At 72.7% G+C, this 15,749-nt stretch carries 12 protein-coding genes; 5 read left to right on the top strand and 7 right to left on the bottom strand.

Annotated features, from left to right (window positions below):
- Both ACFXG1_RS26845 and ACFXG1_RS26840 read right to left on the bottom strand, forming a co-directional pair.
- Positions 1 to 538, bottom strand: a 538-nt coding sequence (locus ACFXG1_RS26845) for a DUF5682 family protein (protein ID WP_384744894.1), incomplete at its 3' end; no start/stop codon positions are given.
- Positions 535 to 1,686 (bottom strand): AAA family ATPase, encoded by a 1,152-nt coding sequence (locus tag ACFXG1_RS26840; protein ID WP_384722653.1) that lies wholly within the window; start codon positions 1,684 to 1,686, stop codon positions 535 to 537. The genes ACFXG1_RS26845 and ACFXG1_RS26840, both read right to left, overlap by 4 nt.
- Before the next feature lie 140 nt (positions 1,687 to 1,826).
- Between ACFXG1_RS26840 and ACFXG1_RS26835 the strand changes: the two genes are divergently transcribed.
- Positions 1,827 to 3,215, top strand: a complete 1,389-nt coding sequence (locus tag ACFXG1_RS26835) for an SWIM zinc finger family protein (RefSeq protein WP_384744892.1) — start codon at positions 1,827 to 1,829, stop codon at positions 3,213 to 3,215.
- Positions 3,216 to 3,741: 526 nt separating this feature from the next.
- Entirely contained in the window at positions 3,742 to 5,355 is a 1,614-nt protein-coding gene (locus tag ACFXG1_RS26830; protein WP_384744890.1) for a DUF5691 domain-containing protein, read from the top strand.
- A gap of 181 nt (positions 5,356 to 5,536) precedes the next feature.
- Here ACFXG1_RS26830 and ACFXG1_RS26825 read toward each other — a convergent pair whose 3' ends face one another.
- Positions 5,537 to 5,959 (bottom strand): cobalamin B12-binding domain-containing protein, encoded by a 423-nt coding sequence (locus ACFXG1_RS26825; protein ID WP_384720127.1) that lies wholly within the window; start codon positions 5,957 to 5,959, stop codon positions 5,537 to 5,539.
- Positions 5,960 to 6,263: 304 nt separating this feature from the next.
- On the opposite strand from ACFXG1_RS26825, the gene ACFXG1_RS26820 reads away from it, so the two are divergent.
- Together ACFXG1_RS26820 and ACFXG1_RS26815 are read left to right on the top strand one after the other, a co-directional pair.
- Positions 6,264 to 7,262, top strand: coding sequence for an esterase/lipase family protein (locus tag ACFXG1_RS26820; protein WP_384744888.1), 999 nt, complete (start codon positions 6,264 to 6,266; stop codon positions 7,260 to 7,262).
- A 290-nt stretch (positions 7,263 to 7,552) separates the two neighbouring features.
- Positions 7,553 to 9,109: a M23 family metallopeptidase gene (locus ACFXG1_RS26815; protein ID WP_384744886.1), complete on the top strand. Its 1,557-nt coding sequence runs from the start codon at positions 7,553 to 7,555 to the stop codon at positions 9,107 to 9,109.
- Positions 9,110 to 9,217: 108 nt separating this feature from the next.
- Here the strand turns inward: ACFXG1_RS26815 and pcrA are convergent, their stop codons facing one another.
- Together pcrA and ACFXG1_RS26805 are read right to left on the bottom strand one after the other, a co-directional pair.
- A complete protein-coding gene (pcrA, locus tag ACFXG1_RS26810) occupies positions 9,218 to 11,722 on the bottom strand; it encodes a DNA helicase PcrA (RefSeq protein ID WP_384712883.1) in 2,505 nt (834 codons plus the stop codon).
- 148 nt (positions 11,723 to 11,870) lie between these two features.
- Positions 11,871 to 12,224, bottom strand: a complete 354-nt coding sequence (locus ACFXG1_RS26805; protein WP_384712886.1) for a hypothetical protein — start codon at positions 12,222 to 12,224, stop codon at positions 11,871 to 11,873.
- 245 nt (positions 12,225 to 12,469) lie between these two features.
- Between ACFXG1_RS26805 and ACFXG1_RS26800 the strand changes: the two genes are divergently transcribed.
- A complete protein-coding gene (locus ACFXG1_RS26800) occupies positions 12,470 to 13,531 on the top strand; it encodes an NlpC/P60 family protein (RefSeq protein WP_384712889.1) in 1,062 nt (353 codons plus the stop codon).
- 87 nt (positions 13,532 to 13,618) lie between these two features.
- Here ACFXG1_RS26800 and ACFXG1_RS26795 read toward each other — a convergent pair whose 3' ends face one another.
- Together ACFXG1_RS26795 and ACFXG1_RS26790 are read right to left on the bottom strand one after the other, a co-directional pair.
- Entirely contained in the window at positions 13,619 to 14,335 is a 717-nt protein-coding gene (locus tag ACFXG1_RS26795; protein WP_384712892.1) for a LuxR C-terminal-related transcriptional regulator, read from the bottom strand.
- A complete protein-coding gene (locus ACFXG1_RS26790) occupies positions 14,332 to 15,642 on the bottom strand; it encodes a PspC domain-containing protein (RefSeq protein WP_384712895.1) in 1,311 nt (436 codons plus the stop codon). The genes ACFXG1_RS26795 and ACFXG1_RS26790 overlap by 4 nt, the downstream gene beginning before the upstream one ends.
- Positions 15,643 to 15,749: the final 107 nt, after the last annotated feature.

Below are 15,749 nucleotides of genomic sequence, written 5' to 3'. Positions count from 1 at the left end.
GACCGCGCAGCCGGCCCTCCTCCAACCGCTGCGACGCGAGCAGGAGATGGACGCCCAGCGACCGCCCGATGCGCCCGATCTGGACGAACATCTCGATGAAGTCCGGCACCGCTGTCCCGGTCGTGTCCGCGCCGTCCGTGCCGTGGTCGCCGTCCGTGCCTCCGCCCCGGCCCGGGTCGCCGGTCATGGCGAGGGTGTGCGCGGCGGGCAGGTCGATGAAGCGCACGGGGACGTCATGGGCGAGGGCCCAGCGGATCGCCACCCACTCGGGGGAGAAGTCGGCGAAGGGCCAGAACGCGGCCCGCCCCGGGTCGTCCACCGCGTGCGCGAGCAGGGCGACCGGCGGCCGCATGCCCTCGTCGGCGGCGAGCGCCACAAGGGCGTCCGCCTCGGGCGGGCCCTCGATCAGTACGGCGTCGGGGGCGGCCGCCGCCAGCGCGGCGGCGACGGCGCGGGCGGACCCGGGGCCGTGGTGCCGGACGCCCAGCAGCAGCGGCCCGTCCCCGGCCCGGGACGGCACGGGCGGTGTGCCGGTCATGCGCCGACCTCACGGCAGGCGCGGTAGAAGTCCTTCCAGCCGTCGCGCTCGCGGACCACGGTCTCCAGATACTCCTGCCAGATCACCCGGTCCGCCGCCGGGTCTCGGACCACGGCGCCGAGGATCCCGGCGGCGATGTCGGCGGGGCGCAGCACCCCGTCGCCGAAGTGCGCGGAGAGCGCGAGCCCGCCCGTGACGACGGAGATCGCCTCGGCGGTGGAGAGTGTCCCGGAGGGGGACTTGAGCTTGGTGCGGCCGTCGGAGGAGACCCCGCCGCGCAGCTCGCGGAAGACGGTGACGACGCGCCGGATCTCCTCGATGCCCTCGGGCACGGCGGGCAGATCGAGCGACTTGCCGATCTGGTCGACCCGCCGGGAGACGATGTCGACCTCGTCGTCGGCCGTGGCGGGCAGCGGCAGGACGACCGTGTTGAACCGCCGGCGCAGGGCGCTGGACAGCTCGTTGACACCGCGGTCCCGGTCATTGGCGGTGGCGATCAGATTGAAGCCCCTGACCGCCTGGACCTCCTGGCCCAGCTCCGGGATCGGCAGGGTCTTCTCGGAGAGGATGGTGATCAGGGTGTCCTGCACATCGGCGGGGATCCGGGTCAGCTCCTCCACCCGGGCCGTCATCCCGTCCCGCATGGCGCGCATCACGGGGCTGGGCACGAGCGCTTCCCGGCTGGGTCCGTGGGCGAGCAGCCGGGCGTAGTTCCAGCCGTAGCGGACGGCTTCCTCCGGGGTGCCGGCCGTGCCCTGGACGAGGAGGGTCGAGTCGCCGCTGACGGCGGCGGCGAGATGCTCGGACACCCAGGTCTTCGCGGTGCCGGGCACGCCGAGGAGCAGCAGCGCGCGGTCGGTGGCGAGCGTCGTGACGGCGACCTCCACGATCCGGCGCGGCCCCACGTACTTCGGGGTGATCACCGTGCCGTCGGGCAGGGTGCCGCCGAGGAGATAGAGCGCGACGGCCCACGGCGACATCCGCCAGCCGACGGGCCGGGGCCGGTCGTCGGCGGCGGCCAGCGCCGCCAGTTCGGCCGCGAAGGCGTCCTCCGCGTGCGGCCTCAGCGCGTCGGCGGACGGCGCGTCCCCGGCGATCTCGCCGGTGGTTTCCCGGGTGGTCTCGTCGATGGTTCCGGACACGGGCATGACTCCCCCTCAAACGTCGTTCCGCAAGGTCGGTCCGAGCTGTTCACCACACTGCACCACCCCACTGACAACGGCCCGTTTCCGCAGGTGGGAGTGGATGGCCGGGGGGATTGTCAGTGGTGGCCCGTACGGTCGGAGACATGAATGCACCGGGGGTTCGCTGGACGCCGGAACAGGTGCTGTCACTGGCTCCTGACGCGGCATCACAGAAGGCGGGGAACAAGCTCGCCACGGCCGGACCGTGGTCCGGCGCGGGAAGCGACGGCGACGGGGCCGTCTGGGGTCTGTGCAAGGGCAGCGGCAAGAAGCCGTATCAGACGGTCGTGGACACGACCGGGCCCGCGTACAGCTGTAGTTGCCCCAGTCGCAAGTTCCCGTGCAAGCACGCGCTGGGTCTGCTGCTGCTCTGGGCGGGGGACGAGCACGCGGCGGGCCACGGGGACGTGCCCGACTGGGCCGGGCAGTGGCTGGACGGGCGGCGGCAGCGCGCGGAGAAGCAGCGGGAGACGGAAGCGGGTGCGGAGGGGGCGGGCGGTACGGCGGGGGGCGGCCGGGCCGCCGACCCGGCCGCCGCCCACCGCCGGGCGGAGCGCCGCGCCGAGCGGATCACGGCGGGCGCGACCGAGCTGGAGCAGCGCCTGGCGGATCTGCTGCGCGGCGGGCTCGCATCGGCCGACCACGGGGGATACGGCCTGTGGGAGGAGACGGCGGCCCGGATGGTCGACGCGCAGGCGCCGGGGCTCGCGGCCCGGGTCCGGGAGCTGGGGGCGATCCCCGGCTCGGGACCGGGCTGGCACGTCCGGCTGCTGGAGGAGTGCGCGCTGGTCCATCTGCTGGACACGGCCTGGCTCGGCCGGGACGGTCTGCCGGAGCCGCTGGCCGCGACGGTACGTACCCGGGTGGGGATCAGCTCCCCCGCCGACGGGTCGCCGGTCCCGGACCGCTGGCGGGTCCTCGCGCAGTACGACGCGTCCGACGGCAAGGTGACCACGCGCCGTGTCTGGGTCCACGGCGCGGATTCGGGCCGTACGGCGCTGCTGCTGTCGTTCGGGGCCGCGGGCCGCTCGCCCGCGCTCGCCCTCCCGGTCGGCGGCGAACTGGCGGGCGAGCTGGTGCCGTATCCCGGGGCGGGGCAGCTCCGGGCCGATCTGCGCGAGGGGCACCGGCTCACCGGCGAGCCCGCGGTCCCGCCGCCCGGCGGGCCGGTGACGGCGGCTCTCACGGCCTACGGCCGGGCCCTGGCCGACGACCCCTGGCTGGAGTCCTGGCCGGTGACGCTCACCGATGTCGTCCCGGTCCCCGTGCCGTCCGGGGACGGTACCGCCGGCGGCTGGCAACTGGCCGACGCGTCCGGCGACGCGGCGCTGCCGCTGGCACCGGCCGCGCTCAGCAGACCGGGCCTGTGGAAGCTCGTGGCCCTCTCCGGCGGCGGACCGGTCACGGTCTTCGCGGAGTTCGGCCATGCGGGCGCGCTCCCCCTCGCCGCGTGGTCGCCCGCGGCGGGCCCGGAGCCGATAGCCCTGGTCTGACGTTCACAGCCCTGATCCCGGCGGGCGGGTACGGCTCCGGCCGTACGGAGACCGCCGACCGCGCGACCGCACGACCGCTCCATCGCACGACACGACGCCACACAACGACACACGACGACACAACGGCACGACAACGCGCACGGCTCGAACGCACGGAGAACCCGTGCCGACGCCCGGCCCGGGTCGTACCCGGGCGGGCCGCACCAACGACGAACTGTCGGCCACCACCCGAGGAGTCAGCGTCCAGCATCCGACGGCAACCACGTCGAAGTCCGGCTCGGACCATGGAACAACTCACCCGAAACGACGAGGACGGCACCCCGTCCGATCCGCGTACCGCGCACCCGCGTGGCACGCGGACAGCGACTCGGAACGGCACACCCCGTAACGCGCCCGTACGCCAAGTCCCCCTGACCGAACCGAGATCACCGCGCCCGTGACCCGTACCGGCCGCCGCCCGCTACATTGGGCGGGCGGCGGCCCGGCGCACCGCATACCCGTCCGTGGGAGAAGAGGCCACACCACCATGTCGCAGAGCATCACCGACACCCCGGGCTCCGCCCCGTGGGAAGACCTGGTCACCGCCGCCCTGCTCGGCACGGACCGGCGGGAGCCACCGCGTTCGGTCCTCACCCCGGGCAAGGAGGCGCCCGCCGCGCTGCTCGACGCGGCGGCGGTCCACACCGTCCGCCGCCGGGCCGGGCTGCTGCCCGCGACACCGGCTCCCCGGCCCGAGCCCGCGCCCGCCGACGACCGCCCGCGGCTGCCGGCGGCGGCCCACCGCAGACTGCTCCAGTTCCTCGCGGACCGGGCCGCCCCGTCGGCGGGCGGCCGGCGGGGAGCGGCGCCCGATCTGACGGAGTTGCTGCCCCAGTGGCTCGCCGCCGCCAACGAGCGCGGCTACCGGGCTCCCGCGCCCCTGCTGCCCGCCCTGTTGGACGCCGCCCGCGCCCGTGCCGACCTGCGTCCGCAGACACTGGCCTTCGCCGGGGCGCGCGGGCTGTGGCTCGCCCGGTTCAACCCGGAGTGGAAGTACGCGCTGCGGGGCGCGGCGGGCGGCAGTGTCCTCCTGCCGGACACCTCGGACGCCCCCGCCGTGGAGCGGCTCTGGGAGGAGGGCCTGTTCGCCGAACGGGTCGCCCTGCTGGAAGCGGTACGCGCCCAGGATCCGGCCCGCGCCCTCGACCTGCTGGCCGGGACCTGGCGGACCGAGCGCGCCGAGGACCGTCTGATGTTCCTCGACACCCTCAGGACCGGGCTCGCGGACCCCGACGAGCAGTTCCTGGAGCAGGCCCTGACGGATCGCAGCCGCAATGTCCGCGCCACGGCGGCGGAGCTGCTCTCCTCGTTGCCCCGGTCGGCCTTCGCCGGGCGGATGGCGGACCGCGCATCGGCCTGCGTCCGGCCGGGCTCCGCCCCCGGCACGATCGCCGTCGACGCGCCTCACGCCTGCGACGACGCCATGCAGCGCGACGGCGTCGTCCTCAACCCGCCGACCGGTCGCGGCAAGCGGGCCTGGTGGCTGGGTCAGCTCGTCGAAGCCGCGCCGCTCACGGTCTGGGCCCGCGTCTTCGACGGTCTCGGGCCGCGGAAGATCGTCGCGCTGTCGGTCGCCGACGGCTGGGCGGACGAACTGCACACCGCCTGGTGCCGGGCGGCGGTCCGCCAGCGCGACGCGGAATGGTCCCGGGCGCTGCTCGGCTCCCCCGGGGCGCCGCCGGAGAGCGGCCCCGGTACGGCGTCCCTCTCCGAGCGCGCCAAACTGCTGAACACGCTCCCCCCGGAGGAGCGGGCCCTGTGGACCGCGGCCTTCGTCTCCGCGCACGGCCTCTCCGACGCCTTCCAGCTCCTCGGCGTCTGCGCGGTCCCCTGGGCGGAGCCGCTGGGCCATGCCGTGGTCGACGCCCTGGAGATCGCCCGCGAGGCGGGCAGCTACCCGTGGAGCTTCAGCGGCGTGATGGGCCTCGCGGAGCGCTGCCTCGACCCTGTGGAGGCGTCGCGCCTCGACCTCCTCACGGCACCGCCGGAGGAATCGGAATCGGCGTCCCCGGGCGCGGGCACATACTGGTCGGAGGCCTTCCACCGCCTGGTCGCCACGCTCCGTCTCCGAGCGGCGATGCACACCGAACTGGCGGGCTAGCCCCCGCCCCCGCACCCGCCCCCACCGTTCCGGTGACCCTCCCGTCCCGGCCGCGGCCCGGTGGTGGGCTGATCGCGCAGTACCCCGCGCCCCTGAACGCCTCCACATGCCCGCACCTGTGAACGGCGGGTCGAACATCCAGGAGCGCGGGGCACACGCATAGCGCGAGCGCTACGGCGGGCTACCCCACAGCGGGAGGCGTTGCGCCTCGGAGGGTGCGGGAGACCCACTCCACGATCGAGGTCGTCGTCGCGCCGGGGGTGAAGATCTCCGCCACTCCCTGCTCCTTCAGCGGAGCGATATCCGCCTCGGGAATGATCCCGCCGCCGAAGACCCGGATGTCCTCCGCGTCCCGTTCCTTCAGAAGTTCCAGGACTCGCGCGAAGAGCGTGTTGTGCGCGCCGGAGAGGATCGACAGGCCGATCGCGTCCGCGTCCTCCTGGATCGCGGTGTCGACGATCTGTTCGGGGGTCTGGTGGAGACCGGTGTAGATGACCTCCATGCCCGCGTCCCGCAGGGCCCGCGCGATCACCTTCGCCCCCCGATCGTGTCCGTCGAGTCCGGGTTTGGCCACTACTACGCGGATCGGACCGGTCACACCCATCTCTGCCTCCACACCCTGACTGCGCCACCGAGTGAACGATCGTTATCTACAGCATCCCGCACGGGGCCGTTTCGCGGAGGACCGGGAGGGGGAAATCACATATGGGACCAGTTCGACACGTGGCGTACCCGCATCGGGCGGCCTTCGGGCCACCCCCGCGGGCACGTTCGCGAAGGAGCCGCTTCCGGGGCCCGCGCGGCGAGCCTCCCCGGACCGTACGGGGTCGCGTGGGCCGTGGGCCGCGGCGCCATGAGGGCGGACGGGAGCCGACGTCGCCTCCCGCGCGCCGTACGGAGGTGGGTCCATGCAGGTCCTGTCCTTCATTTCCGGGGTGCCCCGGAGTCTGACCAACCGTCGCACGGTCGAGCAGTTGTGGGAGCTGTGCGAGCCCCGGATGCCCTCGGTGGCGCTGCGGTCGACCGCTTTGGAGCTGGCGATCCTGGCCGGGCATCTGATGCTGTACCCCGCGGGCCTGACCGATGAGCGCCCGGCCCGTGCCCAGGCACCCGATCCGGCGGATCCGGCGCCGCGCGCCGCCAAAACCCCCAAAGCCCCCGGAGCCCCCAAAACCGCCGGAGCCGCCGGAGCCGCCGGAGCCGCCAAGGCCCCCACCGCGCGCAGGTCGCGGGAGGACGGGACCCCGGAGCCGCGGCCCGTGCTGATGCTGCACGGGTTCGTGGACAACCGTTCCGTGTTCGTCCTGCTCCGCCGCTCCCTCGCCCGGCACGGCTGGCGCGATCTCCAGTGTCTGAACTATTCGCCGCTGACCTGCGACATCCATGCCGCCGCCGAGCTGCTGGGCCGCCATGTCGAGGAGGTCTGCGCCCGTACGGGCCGGGACGGCGTCGATCTCGTCGGACACAGCCTGGGCGGGCTGATCGCCCGCTACTACGCCCAGTGCCTCGGCGGTGACCTGCGGGTACGGAATGTCGTCACGCTCGGTACACCCCATACGGGTACCTCTGTCGTCCCGCTGGCCAGCGCGCATCCCATCGTGCGGCAGATGCGCCCGGACTCGCCCCTGATCGCGGAGCTGAGCCGCCCCGCGCCCGGCTGCCGTACCCGCTTCATCAGCTTCTGGAGCGAGCTGGACCAGTGGATGGTCCCGCTGGAGACGGCCCAGTTGCACCATCCCGATCTATGGACGGAGAACGTCCGGGTGAGCGGCATCGGCCATCTCGCCCTGCCGGTCCATCCGGCCGTCGCCGCGCGGATCCGGGAGGCGCTGACCGCGCCGGGCGGCGGGGCCCGTACGGGGAGTTCGGTCCGGACCGTCACCGGCGAACCGGTCAGGGTGGCGTAGGCGGGCCGGACCGGGCGGCGACGGCCGGAGCGCCCCCGGTCCGGCCGGGCACAGCGCAAAGCCTCACACGAGGTGACGGTTTGTCGAACGAATTTCGAACGTACGGCCAAGGCTGTGCCCCGCCTCGCCGAAAGGCGCTCGAATGCCCCTTTCCTGACCGCGTAAAACCTGTGGAAGATTGTCGCCGTCGCATACCGCCGGGTACAGTCGCGCCACTGGTTTCCCTCTGGGTCCCGTGTGCTTCATGACCTGGATCCAGCGGTCCTGCTGCCGAGGCGAGAGAGAAGTTGGTGAACGACCAGCACGCCCACGCCGGGTACGTCGGCCACGACACCTACCCCACCGGCGGCTTTGAGACCGACCCCCTCTTCGGTGCTCTTCCGGACTCGAACCCGGACCCCGCCACCCAGTACGACGCGACTCAGTGGGCCACCGGTTCCCATGAGACCGCCGCGGGTTATGCCGGGGGCTACGACTCCTACGGCACGGCCGGCTACGACTCCCCGGTCGACACCGGCGGGGTCGCCGGGGCGGCCGGGGTTACGGGCGTCGCCGGGTACGACACGACGTACGACACCACCGGCCAGTGGGACGCCTCCGCCTGGAACCAGACGGGCCAGGACGCGCAGTCGGCCCCGTACGAGGGCGCGGCGGCCACCTTCGGCTACGACTCCGGGAGCGGCCAGTGGGCCGCCCCCGTCTTCGAGTCCGGGACCTATGACGCCACCGCCTGGAACACGGGCGCCGAGACGGGCCCCGACGCCGGGACCGCCGGCGAAGTGGCCGAGCCGCTCCCCCTCGTACCCCAGCAGTACGTCCCGGAGCAGGAGTTCGGCTCCGACGACTTCGGGACGCGGGAGTTCGACCCGGCGGCGATGGCCGGACTGACCGGCGGCGGGAGCGGCGACGGCGGTGACGGCCACCACGGCGCCGACGAGACCGCCGTCGTGCCCGCGGTCGACTACGACGGGCCAGGGCCGGAGTACGACCTCGGCGAGGTCACCACCCCCGACGCCGACGACCACGGCTACGGCACCATCACCGGAGCCGCCCCCGTCACCCCGCGGCCCGTACGCCGCGCGGGCGGTGGCGGCGGCGGGCGCGGACGGCGCCGTACACCCGCGAAGCGTTCGGCGCTGCTGACCGTCGCCGTGCCCTCCGCCTGTGTGATGGGGGTGGCGGGTATCGCCGCCGCGTCCGTGGGCGATATCGGGGCCGAGCCGCAGAAGAAGACGGACACCACGACCCTCGCCGCCGCCGACACCGCGGCCGCCGTGGAGCAGGTCGCGGTGAACAACCGGATGGACACCCAGCTCGCCGCGCTCAGCGCCGAGGCCCGCGACTTCGGGGACCGGGCCTCCCGGACCCAGGAGCGGATCGATCTGAAGGCCCGCCAGGAGGCCGAGCGGCAGAAGCGCGAGGCCGAGGCGAAGCGGAAGGAAGCCCTCCGCCCCAAGTTCGCCCTGCCGGTGCAGCAGAAGGGTCTGAGCACCTACTACGGGCAGTCCGGCGTCAACTGGATGGCCCTGCACACCGGGATCGACTTCCCCGTGGACTACGGGGCCGAGGTGATGGCCGCGACCGACGGCGTGGTCCGTACCCAGTACAACGGGGCGTACGGGAACATGGTCATCGTGACCGCGCCCGACGGCACGGAGACCTGGTACTGCCATCTGGCGTCCGCGAAGGTCCGGTCCGGCAAGGTGAAGGCCGGTGAGGTGATCGGCTACGCCGGCAGCTCCGGCAACTCCACCGGTCCCCATCTCCACTTCGAGGTGCGCCCCGGCGGCGGCTCCCATATCAATCCGCTGACCTGGCTCCAGAGCAAGGGCCTCAACCCCGTCTGATCCGTATGACCTGATACGTACGACGCGATACGGACAACCTGATACGTACGACCCGAACCGGCCCCGCCATGGGGCCGGTTCGCGTATGTCCGGCGCTGCCCGAGCCGGCTACAACTTCTCGACCGGCGCGTACCGCAGCAGCAGCCGCTTCGGCTTGACGTCCCCGAAGTCGATCGTCGCCTGGGCGTCCGAGCCCGTACCCCTGACCTCGACCACGGTGCCGAGTCCGAACTGGTCGTGGGTGACGCGGTCCCCGATCGCCAGGGCGATCACCGGCCGTTCGGACGCGCCGCGCCGGGTGGCGAAGCCGGTGGCGGCGGTGGAGCGGGAGCCCGCACGGGCCGACGGCATCGACGGCAGCCGCGACCCGGACGCGGAGATCGCCCCGGCGGGCGCGCCCATCGGGCCGGTCCGCTTCCACTCCAGATGCTGTCCGGGGATCTCCTCCAGAAAGCGGGACGGCGGGTTGTACGAGGGCTGGCCCCAGGCGCTGCGCATCGTGGACCGGGTCAGATACAGCCGCTCCCGGGCCCGGGTGATGCCGACATAGGCGAGCCTGCGCTCCTCCTCCAGCTCCTTGGTCTGGCCGAGGGCCCGCATATGCGGGAAGACGCCGTCCTCCATACCGGTGAGGAAGACCACGGGGAACTCCAGCCCCTTGGCCGTGTGCAGGGTCATCAGGGTGATGACGCCGGTGCCCTCGTCGTCCTCGTCGGGGATCTGGTCGGAGTCGGCGACCAGCGCGACCTGTTCGAGGAACTCGGGAAGGGTCCCCGCGCCCTCCTCCTCGGACCTGGCCTGCTCGAACTCCAGCGCCACCGCGGCCAGTTCCTGGAGGTTCTCGATCCTGGTCTCGTCCTGGGGGTCGGTCGACGCCTGCAGTTCGGCGAGATAGCCGGTCCGCTCCAGCACCGCCTCCAGGACGACGGCGGGGCCCGCACCGGATTCGGTGATCGTCCGCAGCTCTTCCATCAGGACGTTGAACCGCTTGACGGCGTTGGCCGAGCGGGCGGCCATGCCGTACGCCTCGTCCACCCGGCGCAGCGCCTGCGGGAAGGTGATCTTCTCGCGGAGCGCGAGGGCGTCGATCATCGCCTCGGCCCGTTCGCCGATGCCCCGCTTGGGGACATTGAGGATCCGGCGCAGCGGGACGTTGTCCTCGGGGTTGGCGAGCACCCGCAGATAGGCCAGGACGTCCCTGACCTCCTTGCGCTCGTAGAAACGGACACCGCCGACGACCTTGTAGGGCAGTCCGACCCGGATGAAGATCTCCTCGAAGACCCGGGACTGGGCGTTGGTGCGGTAGAAGACGGCGACATCGCCCGCCTTCGCGTCGCCCGCGTCGGTGAGCCGGTCGATCTCGTCGGCGACGAACTGGGCCTCGTCGTGTTCGGTGTCGGCGACATAGCCGGTGATCCGCGCGCCCTCGCCCGCGTTCGTCCACAGGTTCTTGGGGCGGCGGCTCTCGTTCCGCTCGATCACGGCGTTGGCGGCGGAGAGGATCGTCTGCGTGGAGCGGTAGTTCTGCTCCAGCAGGATCGTGGTCGCGTCCGCGTAGTCCTCCTCGAACCGGAGGATGTTGCGGATGGTCGCGCCGCGGAAGGCGTAGATCGACTGGTCGGCGTCGCCGACGACGCACAGCTCGGCGGGCGGCAGATCCTCCTGCCCGGTCCCGACCAGCTCACGGACCAGGGTGTACTGCGCGTGGTTGGTGTCCTGGTACTCGTCGACGAGGACATGGCGGAAACGCCGCTGGTAGTGCTCGGCGACGTCCGGGAACGCCTGGAGGAGGTGGACCGTCGTCATGATGATGTCGTCGAAGTCCAGCGCGTTGGCCTCGCGCAGCCGGGACTGGTACATCCGGTACGCCTCGGCCAGCGTCTTCTCGAAACCTCCCCCAGAGCCTTCGGCCTGGGAGGTACCCCCAGCCGCCTGGTCGGCGAACGACTCCTCGTCGACCAGCTCGTTCTTCAGGTTGGAGATCTTGGCGCTGAAGGACTTCGGCGGGAACTTCTTCGGGTCCAGATCGAGATCGCGGCAGACCAGCGCCATCAGGCGCTTGGAGTCGGCGGCGTCGTAGATCGAGAAGGACGAGGTAAAGCCGAGCTTCTTCGACTCGCGGCGCAGGATCCGGACGCAGGCGCTGTGGAAGGTGGAGACCCACATCGCGTTCGCCCGGGGGCCGACGAGATGCTCGACCCGCTCCTTCATCTCACCGGCGGCCTTGTTGGTGAAGGTGATCGCCAGTATCTGACCGGGGTGGACCTTGCGGGTGGCCAGCAGATGGGCGATCCGGTGGGTGAGGACCCTGGTCTTGCCGGAGCCCGCGCCGGCGACGATGAGCAGCGGGGATCCGGTGTGCACGACGGCGGCGCGCTGCTGCTCGTTCAACCCGTCGAGCAGGGCGTCCGGGTCGATGACCGTACGCGGGGCGCCGTCACGGTGGTACGCGTCACGGTCCGGGGGCAGGTCGTAGGCGCCCTGGAAGAGATCGTCGGGGATCTCCTCGCGGGCGTGCCCCTCCGGGCCCTCGTGGTCCTCGGGCGGCGGAGGCGGCTCCTCCGGCGTCTGCTGGAGGCTTGCCAGGAAGTCTTCGTCAAAGAGGCTGCTCATCGCTCTCCGAGTCTATGCCGGGCCACTGACAGCCCGTGGCCGTCCGCCGGAACCCGCCGCTTCCGACCACCTCGGTCCGCCCGCCGCGTTCCACCCCGGCTTCCCAGGGGGTCCCGTCGCGAAACCGTCGCGGACTCCGCGCGTCCGGTCAGGTCCAGAGCGTCGCGATGAAGATGTTCACGACCGTCAGTCCGCCCACCGCGCCGAAGAGCGGCTTCTCCACCCGCTCGTCGTCCCGCTTGACGTACACCAGCGCCAGGATCACCACCAGGACGGCCATCTTGAGGCCGATCTTGAGGTTGTTGACCGCCTGGTCGTCGGCCTGGTTGAGACCGACCAGGGCGACGCCCGTGACCAGCATCGTGAGCGCGCCGTGCAGCATCGCGGGGGTGAAGCGCGCGGTGCCCTCGCCCATCGCCTTCATCTGGGTGAGGAAGCCGCCGAGCAGGGACGCGATACCGATGATGTGGAGCGCCACGAACACATTGATGAGTACGTCCATACGGCGGAGCCTAGCCACCGCCATAGCACCCACATTCGGTCAGGTAAGCCTCATTCGCCGTATCGGTCAGGTCCGGAGCCGTAACGGCACACACGGTGACCAAGCACTCACGGATGGCAGCCGAGGTCGTCCATCTTCGGGCAGAATCAGTCGTTCCGCCTCCAGACCGTGACCTCCGGCTTAGCGTCCTGCCCCGGACGAATCGCACACACCGGCCGGGGAACACCGGACGACCGGGGAAGGACGTGGACGCCCTCGTGGCAGCGCACCGCAAACCGAAGCAGGCCCGGCTGAATCCATTCGCCGTACGGCCCGCGGCCAGGACCGCCACCACCCTGGCGCTCGCGGGCGCGGCGACCGCCACGGCGTTCAACGGGACCGGTTCCGCCGACACCGTGCTCACTCCCGAGCAGGTCAAGGCGCGGGTCGAACAGCTCTATCAGGAGGCGGAGGCCGCCACCGACGCGTACACCGGTGTGAAGGAGCGGACCGACCGGGCGCGGGAGGAGCTGGAGCGGCTGCGCGACGAGACGGCGCGGCGTACGGAGCGGCTGAACGCGTCCCGGTCCGCCCTCGGTTCGATGGCCGGCGCGCAGTACCGGGCCGGTGCGGTCGATCCCGCGATCCGGCTCGCCCTCGACGCCGACCCCGACGGCTATCTGGAGCGGGCCGCGATCGACCGGCTCGTCGGGCGGCGGCACGCGGCGGTGGTGCGGGAGGTACGGGGCGAGCTGACGGCCCTCGACGGTCTGCGCGACCGGGCCGGGCGGCGGGTCGACGACCTGCGGGACCACCAGGCCGAACTGGCCGGCCGCAAGGCCGAGGTGCAGCGGAAGCTGGCGGCGGCGGACGCGCTGCTGAAGCGGGTCTCCGCCCCACCGGCTCCGACCCAGGCGTCGGCGTCGGCGTCGGCCCAGGCGTCGGCAGGCGCCCCCGGGCCCGGCGTGACGGCGCCGAACCCCCGGGCGGCGCGCGCGGTGGCGTACGCGTACGGGGCGCTCGGCAAACCGTACGTCTGGGGCGCCACGGGCCCGGCGTCGTACGACTGCTCCGGGCTGACCCAGGCGGCCTGGCGGGCGGCCGGGGTGTCTCTGCCGAGGACCACGTACACCCAGATCGGCGCGGGGCGGCGGGTCGGGCGATCCGAACTCGCGCCGGGTGACCTGGTCTTCTTCTATCCGGGGGTCACGCATGTCGGGCTGTACGTGGGCGGCGGACGGATGATCCACGCGCCGAGGCCGGGCGGGGTGGTGCGGTTCGCGCCGGTGGACGAGATGCCGTTCGTCGCGGCGACCCGGCCGGTGTAGCGGTGTAGCGACGCGGCCGGTGCGGCCGGTGCGGCGGGACGGTGGGGGGCCTCGGGAACGCGGGGCCTCCGGGACGAGCCCCGTCCGTCAGACGAGCCGGCGGGCCGTGGCCCAGCGGGTGAGTTCGTGGCGGTTGGAGAGCTGGAGTTTGCGCAGGACCGCGGAAACATGGGACTCGACCGTCTTCACCGAGATGAAGAGCTGCTTGGCGATCTCCTTGTACGCGTAGCCCCGGGCGATCAGCCGGAGGACCTCGCGTTCGCGCTGGGTGAGGCGGTCGAGGTCCTCGTCGACCGGTGGGGCGTCGGTGGAGGCGAAGGCGTCGAGGACGAATCCGGCCAGCCGGGGGGAGAAGACCGCGTCTCCCTCCTGGACCCGGAAGATCGAGGCGACCAGGTCGGTCCCGGTGATGGTCTTGGTGACATAGCCGCGCGCGCCGCCCCGGATGACGCCGATGACGTCCTCCGCCGCGTCCGAGACCGAGAGCGCGAGGAACCGTACGGGATGGTCTGCGGCGCCCATCAGGGGGGCGCAGCGGCGCAGGACCTCCACCCCGCCGCCGCCCGGGAGGTGGACGTCGAGGAGGACGACCTCGGGCCGGGTCGCGGTGATCACGGTCACCGCCTGGTCGACGTCGGCCGCCTCGCCGACGACCTCGACCCCGGTGGTCTCGGTACGGCCGATCTCGGCCTGGACCCCGGTACGGAACATCCGGTGGTCGTCGACAAGGACCACCCTCACCCGGCGCGGCTCGTCGCCGTCCGTCCGCCCGTCCCCCGGCTGTCCTGTCCACTCCGCCGTCATGAGTCCGCCCTCTCCATGGTGAGCTCCACTTCCGTGCCCTCCCCGGGCGCCGAGGTGAGCCGGGCCGTACCGCCGTTGCGCTGCATCCGGCCGACGATCGACTCCCTGACGCCCATTCTGTCGGCAGGGACGGCGTCGGGATCGAACCCGGGGCCCCGATCGCGGACGGAGACGAAGACGTTACGGCCGTCGACTTCGGCGAACACCTGTACGGGGCCGCCCTCGCCACCGTACTTGGCGGCGTTGACCATCGCCTCGCGCGCGGCCTGCATACAGGCCGACAGCTTCTCGTCGAGCGGGCAGTCGCCGACCACCACGACCTCCAGGGGCACACCGTGTTTGTCCTCGACCTCGGCGGCGGCCTTCTTCACGGCATCGGCGAGGGTGTCGGGCTCCTCTTCCTCCTCCTTGCCGGTGCCCTCGGGCTTGTAGAGCCAGTTGCGCAGCTCGCGCTCCTGGGCGCGGGCGAGCCTGCGGACCTCGCCCGGGTCGTCGGCGCGGCGCTGGATCAGCGTGAGGGTGTGCAGGACGGAGTCGTGTACGTGGGCGGCGACCTCGGCCCGTTCCTGGGCCCGGATGCGCATCGTCCGCTCCTCGGACAGGTCCTGGGTCATCCGGACCAGCCAGGGCCCGGCGAGCAGGGCGATCCCGGCGATGACGGCGACGGCGGCGGTGAGGACGTTGCCGAGCTGGGCCGCGGAGCCCCGGACGACCATGAAGACGGTGAGTCCGGTACCGACGAGGGCGACGCCGACGAGGGCGCGCGCGAGCTGGAAGAGCCTGCGGTGCCGGGAGTCGGCCGAGGTCCAGCGGGCCCGCCGGGCGTTGTCGGCCTGCCGCCACACCAGGACGACTCCGGCGCCGATCAGCAGGGTCGGCCAGATATAGCGGTCGGCCCGTCCTGTGGTGTTGAGGTCGCCGATGAAGACGAGCACGCCGACGCCGAGCGCCGCCAGTGCGAAGACCTGTCCCTTGTCCGGTTTGCGGAGTCGGCGGCGGCCGTCGGCCGCGACCTCGAAGAGGGGGCGGTGTTCGGTGGCGCGGCCCCCGACGCCGAGGGGGACGAAGACCCAGAAGGCCGCGTACAGCAGTATCCCGAGGCCGTCGGCGAGCAGGAGCGCGAGGAAGACCAGCCGCACCCAGGCGACGGGGACGCCGAGATGTCCGGCGAGTCCGCGGGCCACCCCGCCGAGGAGACGCCCGTCGGCGCTGCGGTAGAGCCTGCGCAGCGGTACGTCCTCCGCGGGCGCGGCGGAGCGCGTGGGCCGCGGGCAGTCGGTGGCCGGGCGGGGCGGGGCGACGGGCATGGTTCGATCGTCACACGAACGGCGGCCCTCCGGTATCAGGGGCGACCCCGAGAACGACCCTGAGCGCGGCCGGGACCGGGAAAGACGGTCGGGTACGCCGGCGCCGG

The sequence above is a fragment of the Streptomyces sp. NPDC059248 genome (genome assembly GCF_042753905.1).
Classification (GTDB): domain Bacteria; phylum Actinomycetota; class Actinomycetes; order Streptomycetales; family Streptomycetaceae; genus Streptomyces.
Note: the sequence above shows the minus strand (reverse complement) of the source record. Positions and strands in the feature narration are given on the sequence as shown.

Coding starts and splice junctions, on each gene's coding strand:
- ACFXG1_RS26840 (WP_384722653.1), bottom strand. CDS start 1,686: ATGCCCGTGTCCGGAACCATCGACGAGACCACCCGGGAAACCACCGGC.
- ACFXG1_RS26835 (WP_384744892.1), top strand. CDS start 1,827: ATGAATGCACCGGGGGTTCGCTGGACGCCGGAACAGGTGCTGTCACTG.
- ACFXG1_RS26830 (WP_384744890.1), top strand. CDS start 3,742: ATGTCGCAGAGCATCACCGACACCCCGGGCTCCGCCCCGTGGGAAGAC.
- ACFXG1_RS26825 (WP_384720127.1), bottom strand. CDS start 5,959: ATGGGTGTGACCGGTCCGATCCGCGTAGTAGTGGCCAAACCCGGACTC.
- ACFXG1_RS26820 (WP_384744888.1), top strand. CDS start 6,264: ATGCAGGTCCTGTCCTTCATTTCCGGGGTGCCCCGGAGTCTGACCAAC.
- pcrA (WP_384712883.1), bottom strand. CDS start 11,722: ATGAGCAGCCTCTTTGACGAAGACTTCCTGGCAAGCCTCCAGCAGACG.
- ACFXG1_RS26805 (WP_384712886.1), bottom strand. CDS start 12,224: ATGGACGTACTCATCAATGTGTTCGTGGCGCTCCACATCATCGGTATC.
- ACFXG1_RS26795 (WP_384712892.1), bottom strand. CDS start 14,335: ATGACGGCGGAGTGGACAGGACAGCCGGGGGACGGGCGGACGGACGGC.
- ACFXG1_RS26790 (WP_384712895.1), bottom strand. CDS start 15,642: ATGCCCGTCGCCCCGCCCCGCCCGGCCACCGACTGCCCGCGGCCCACG.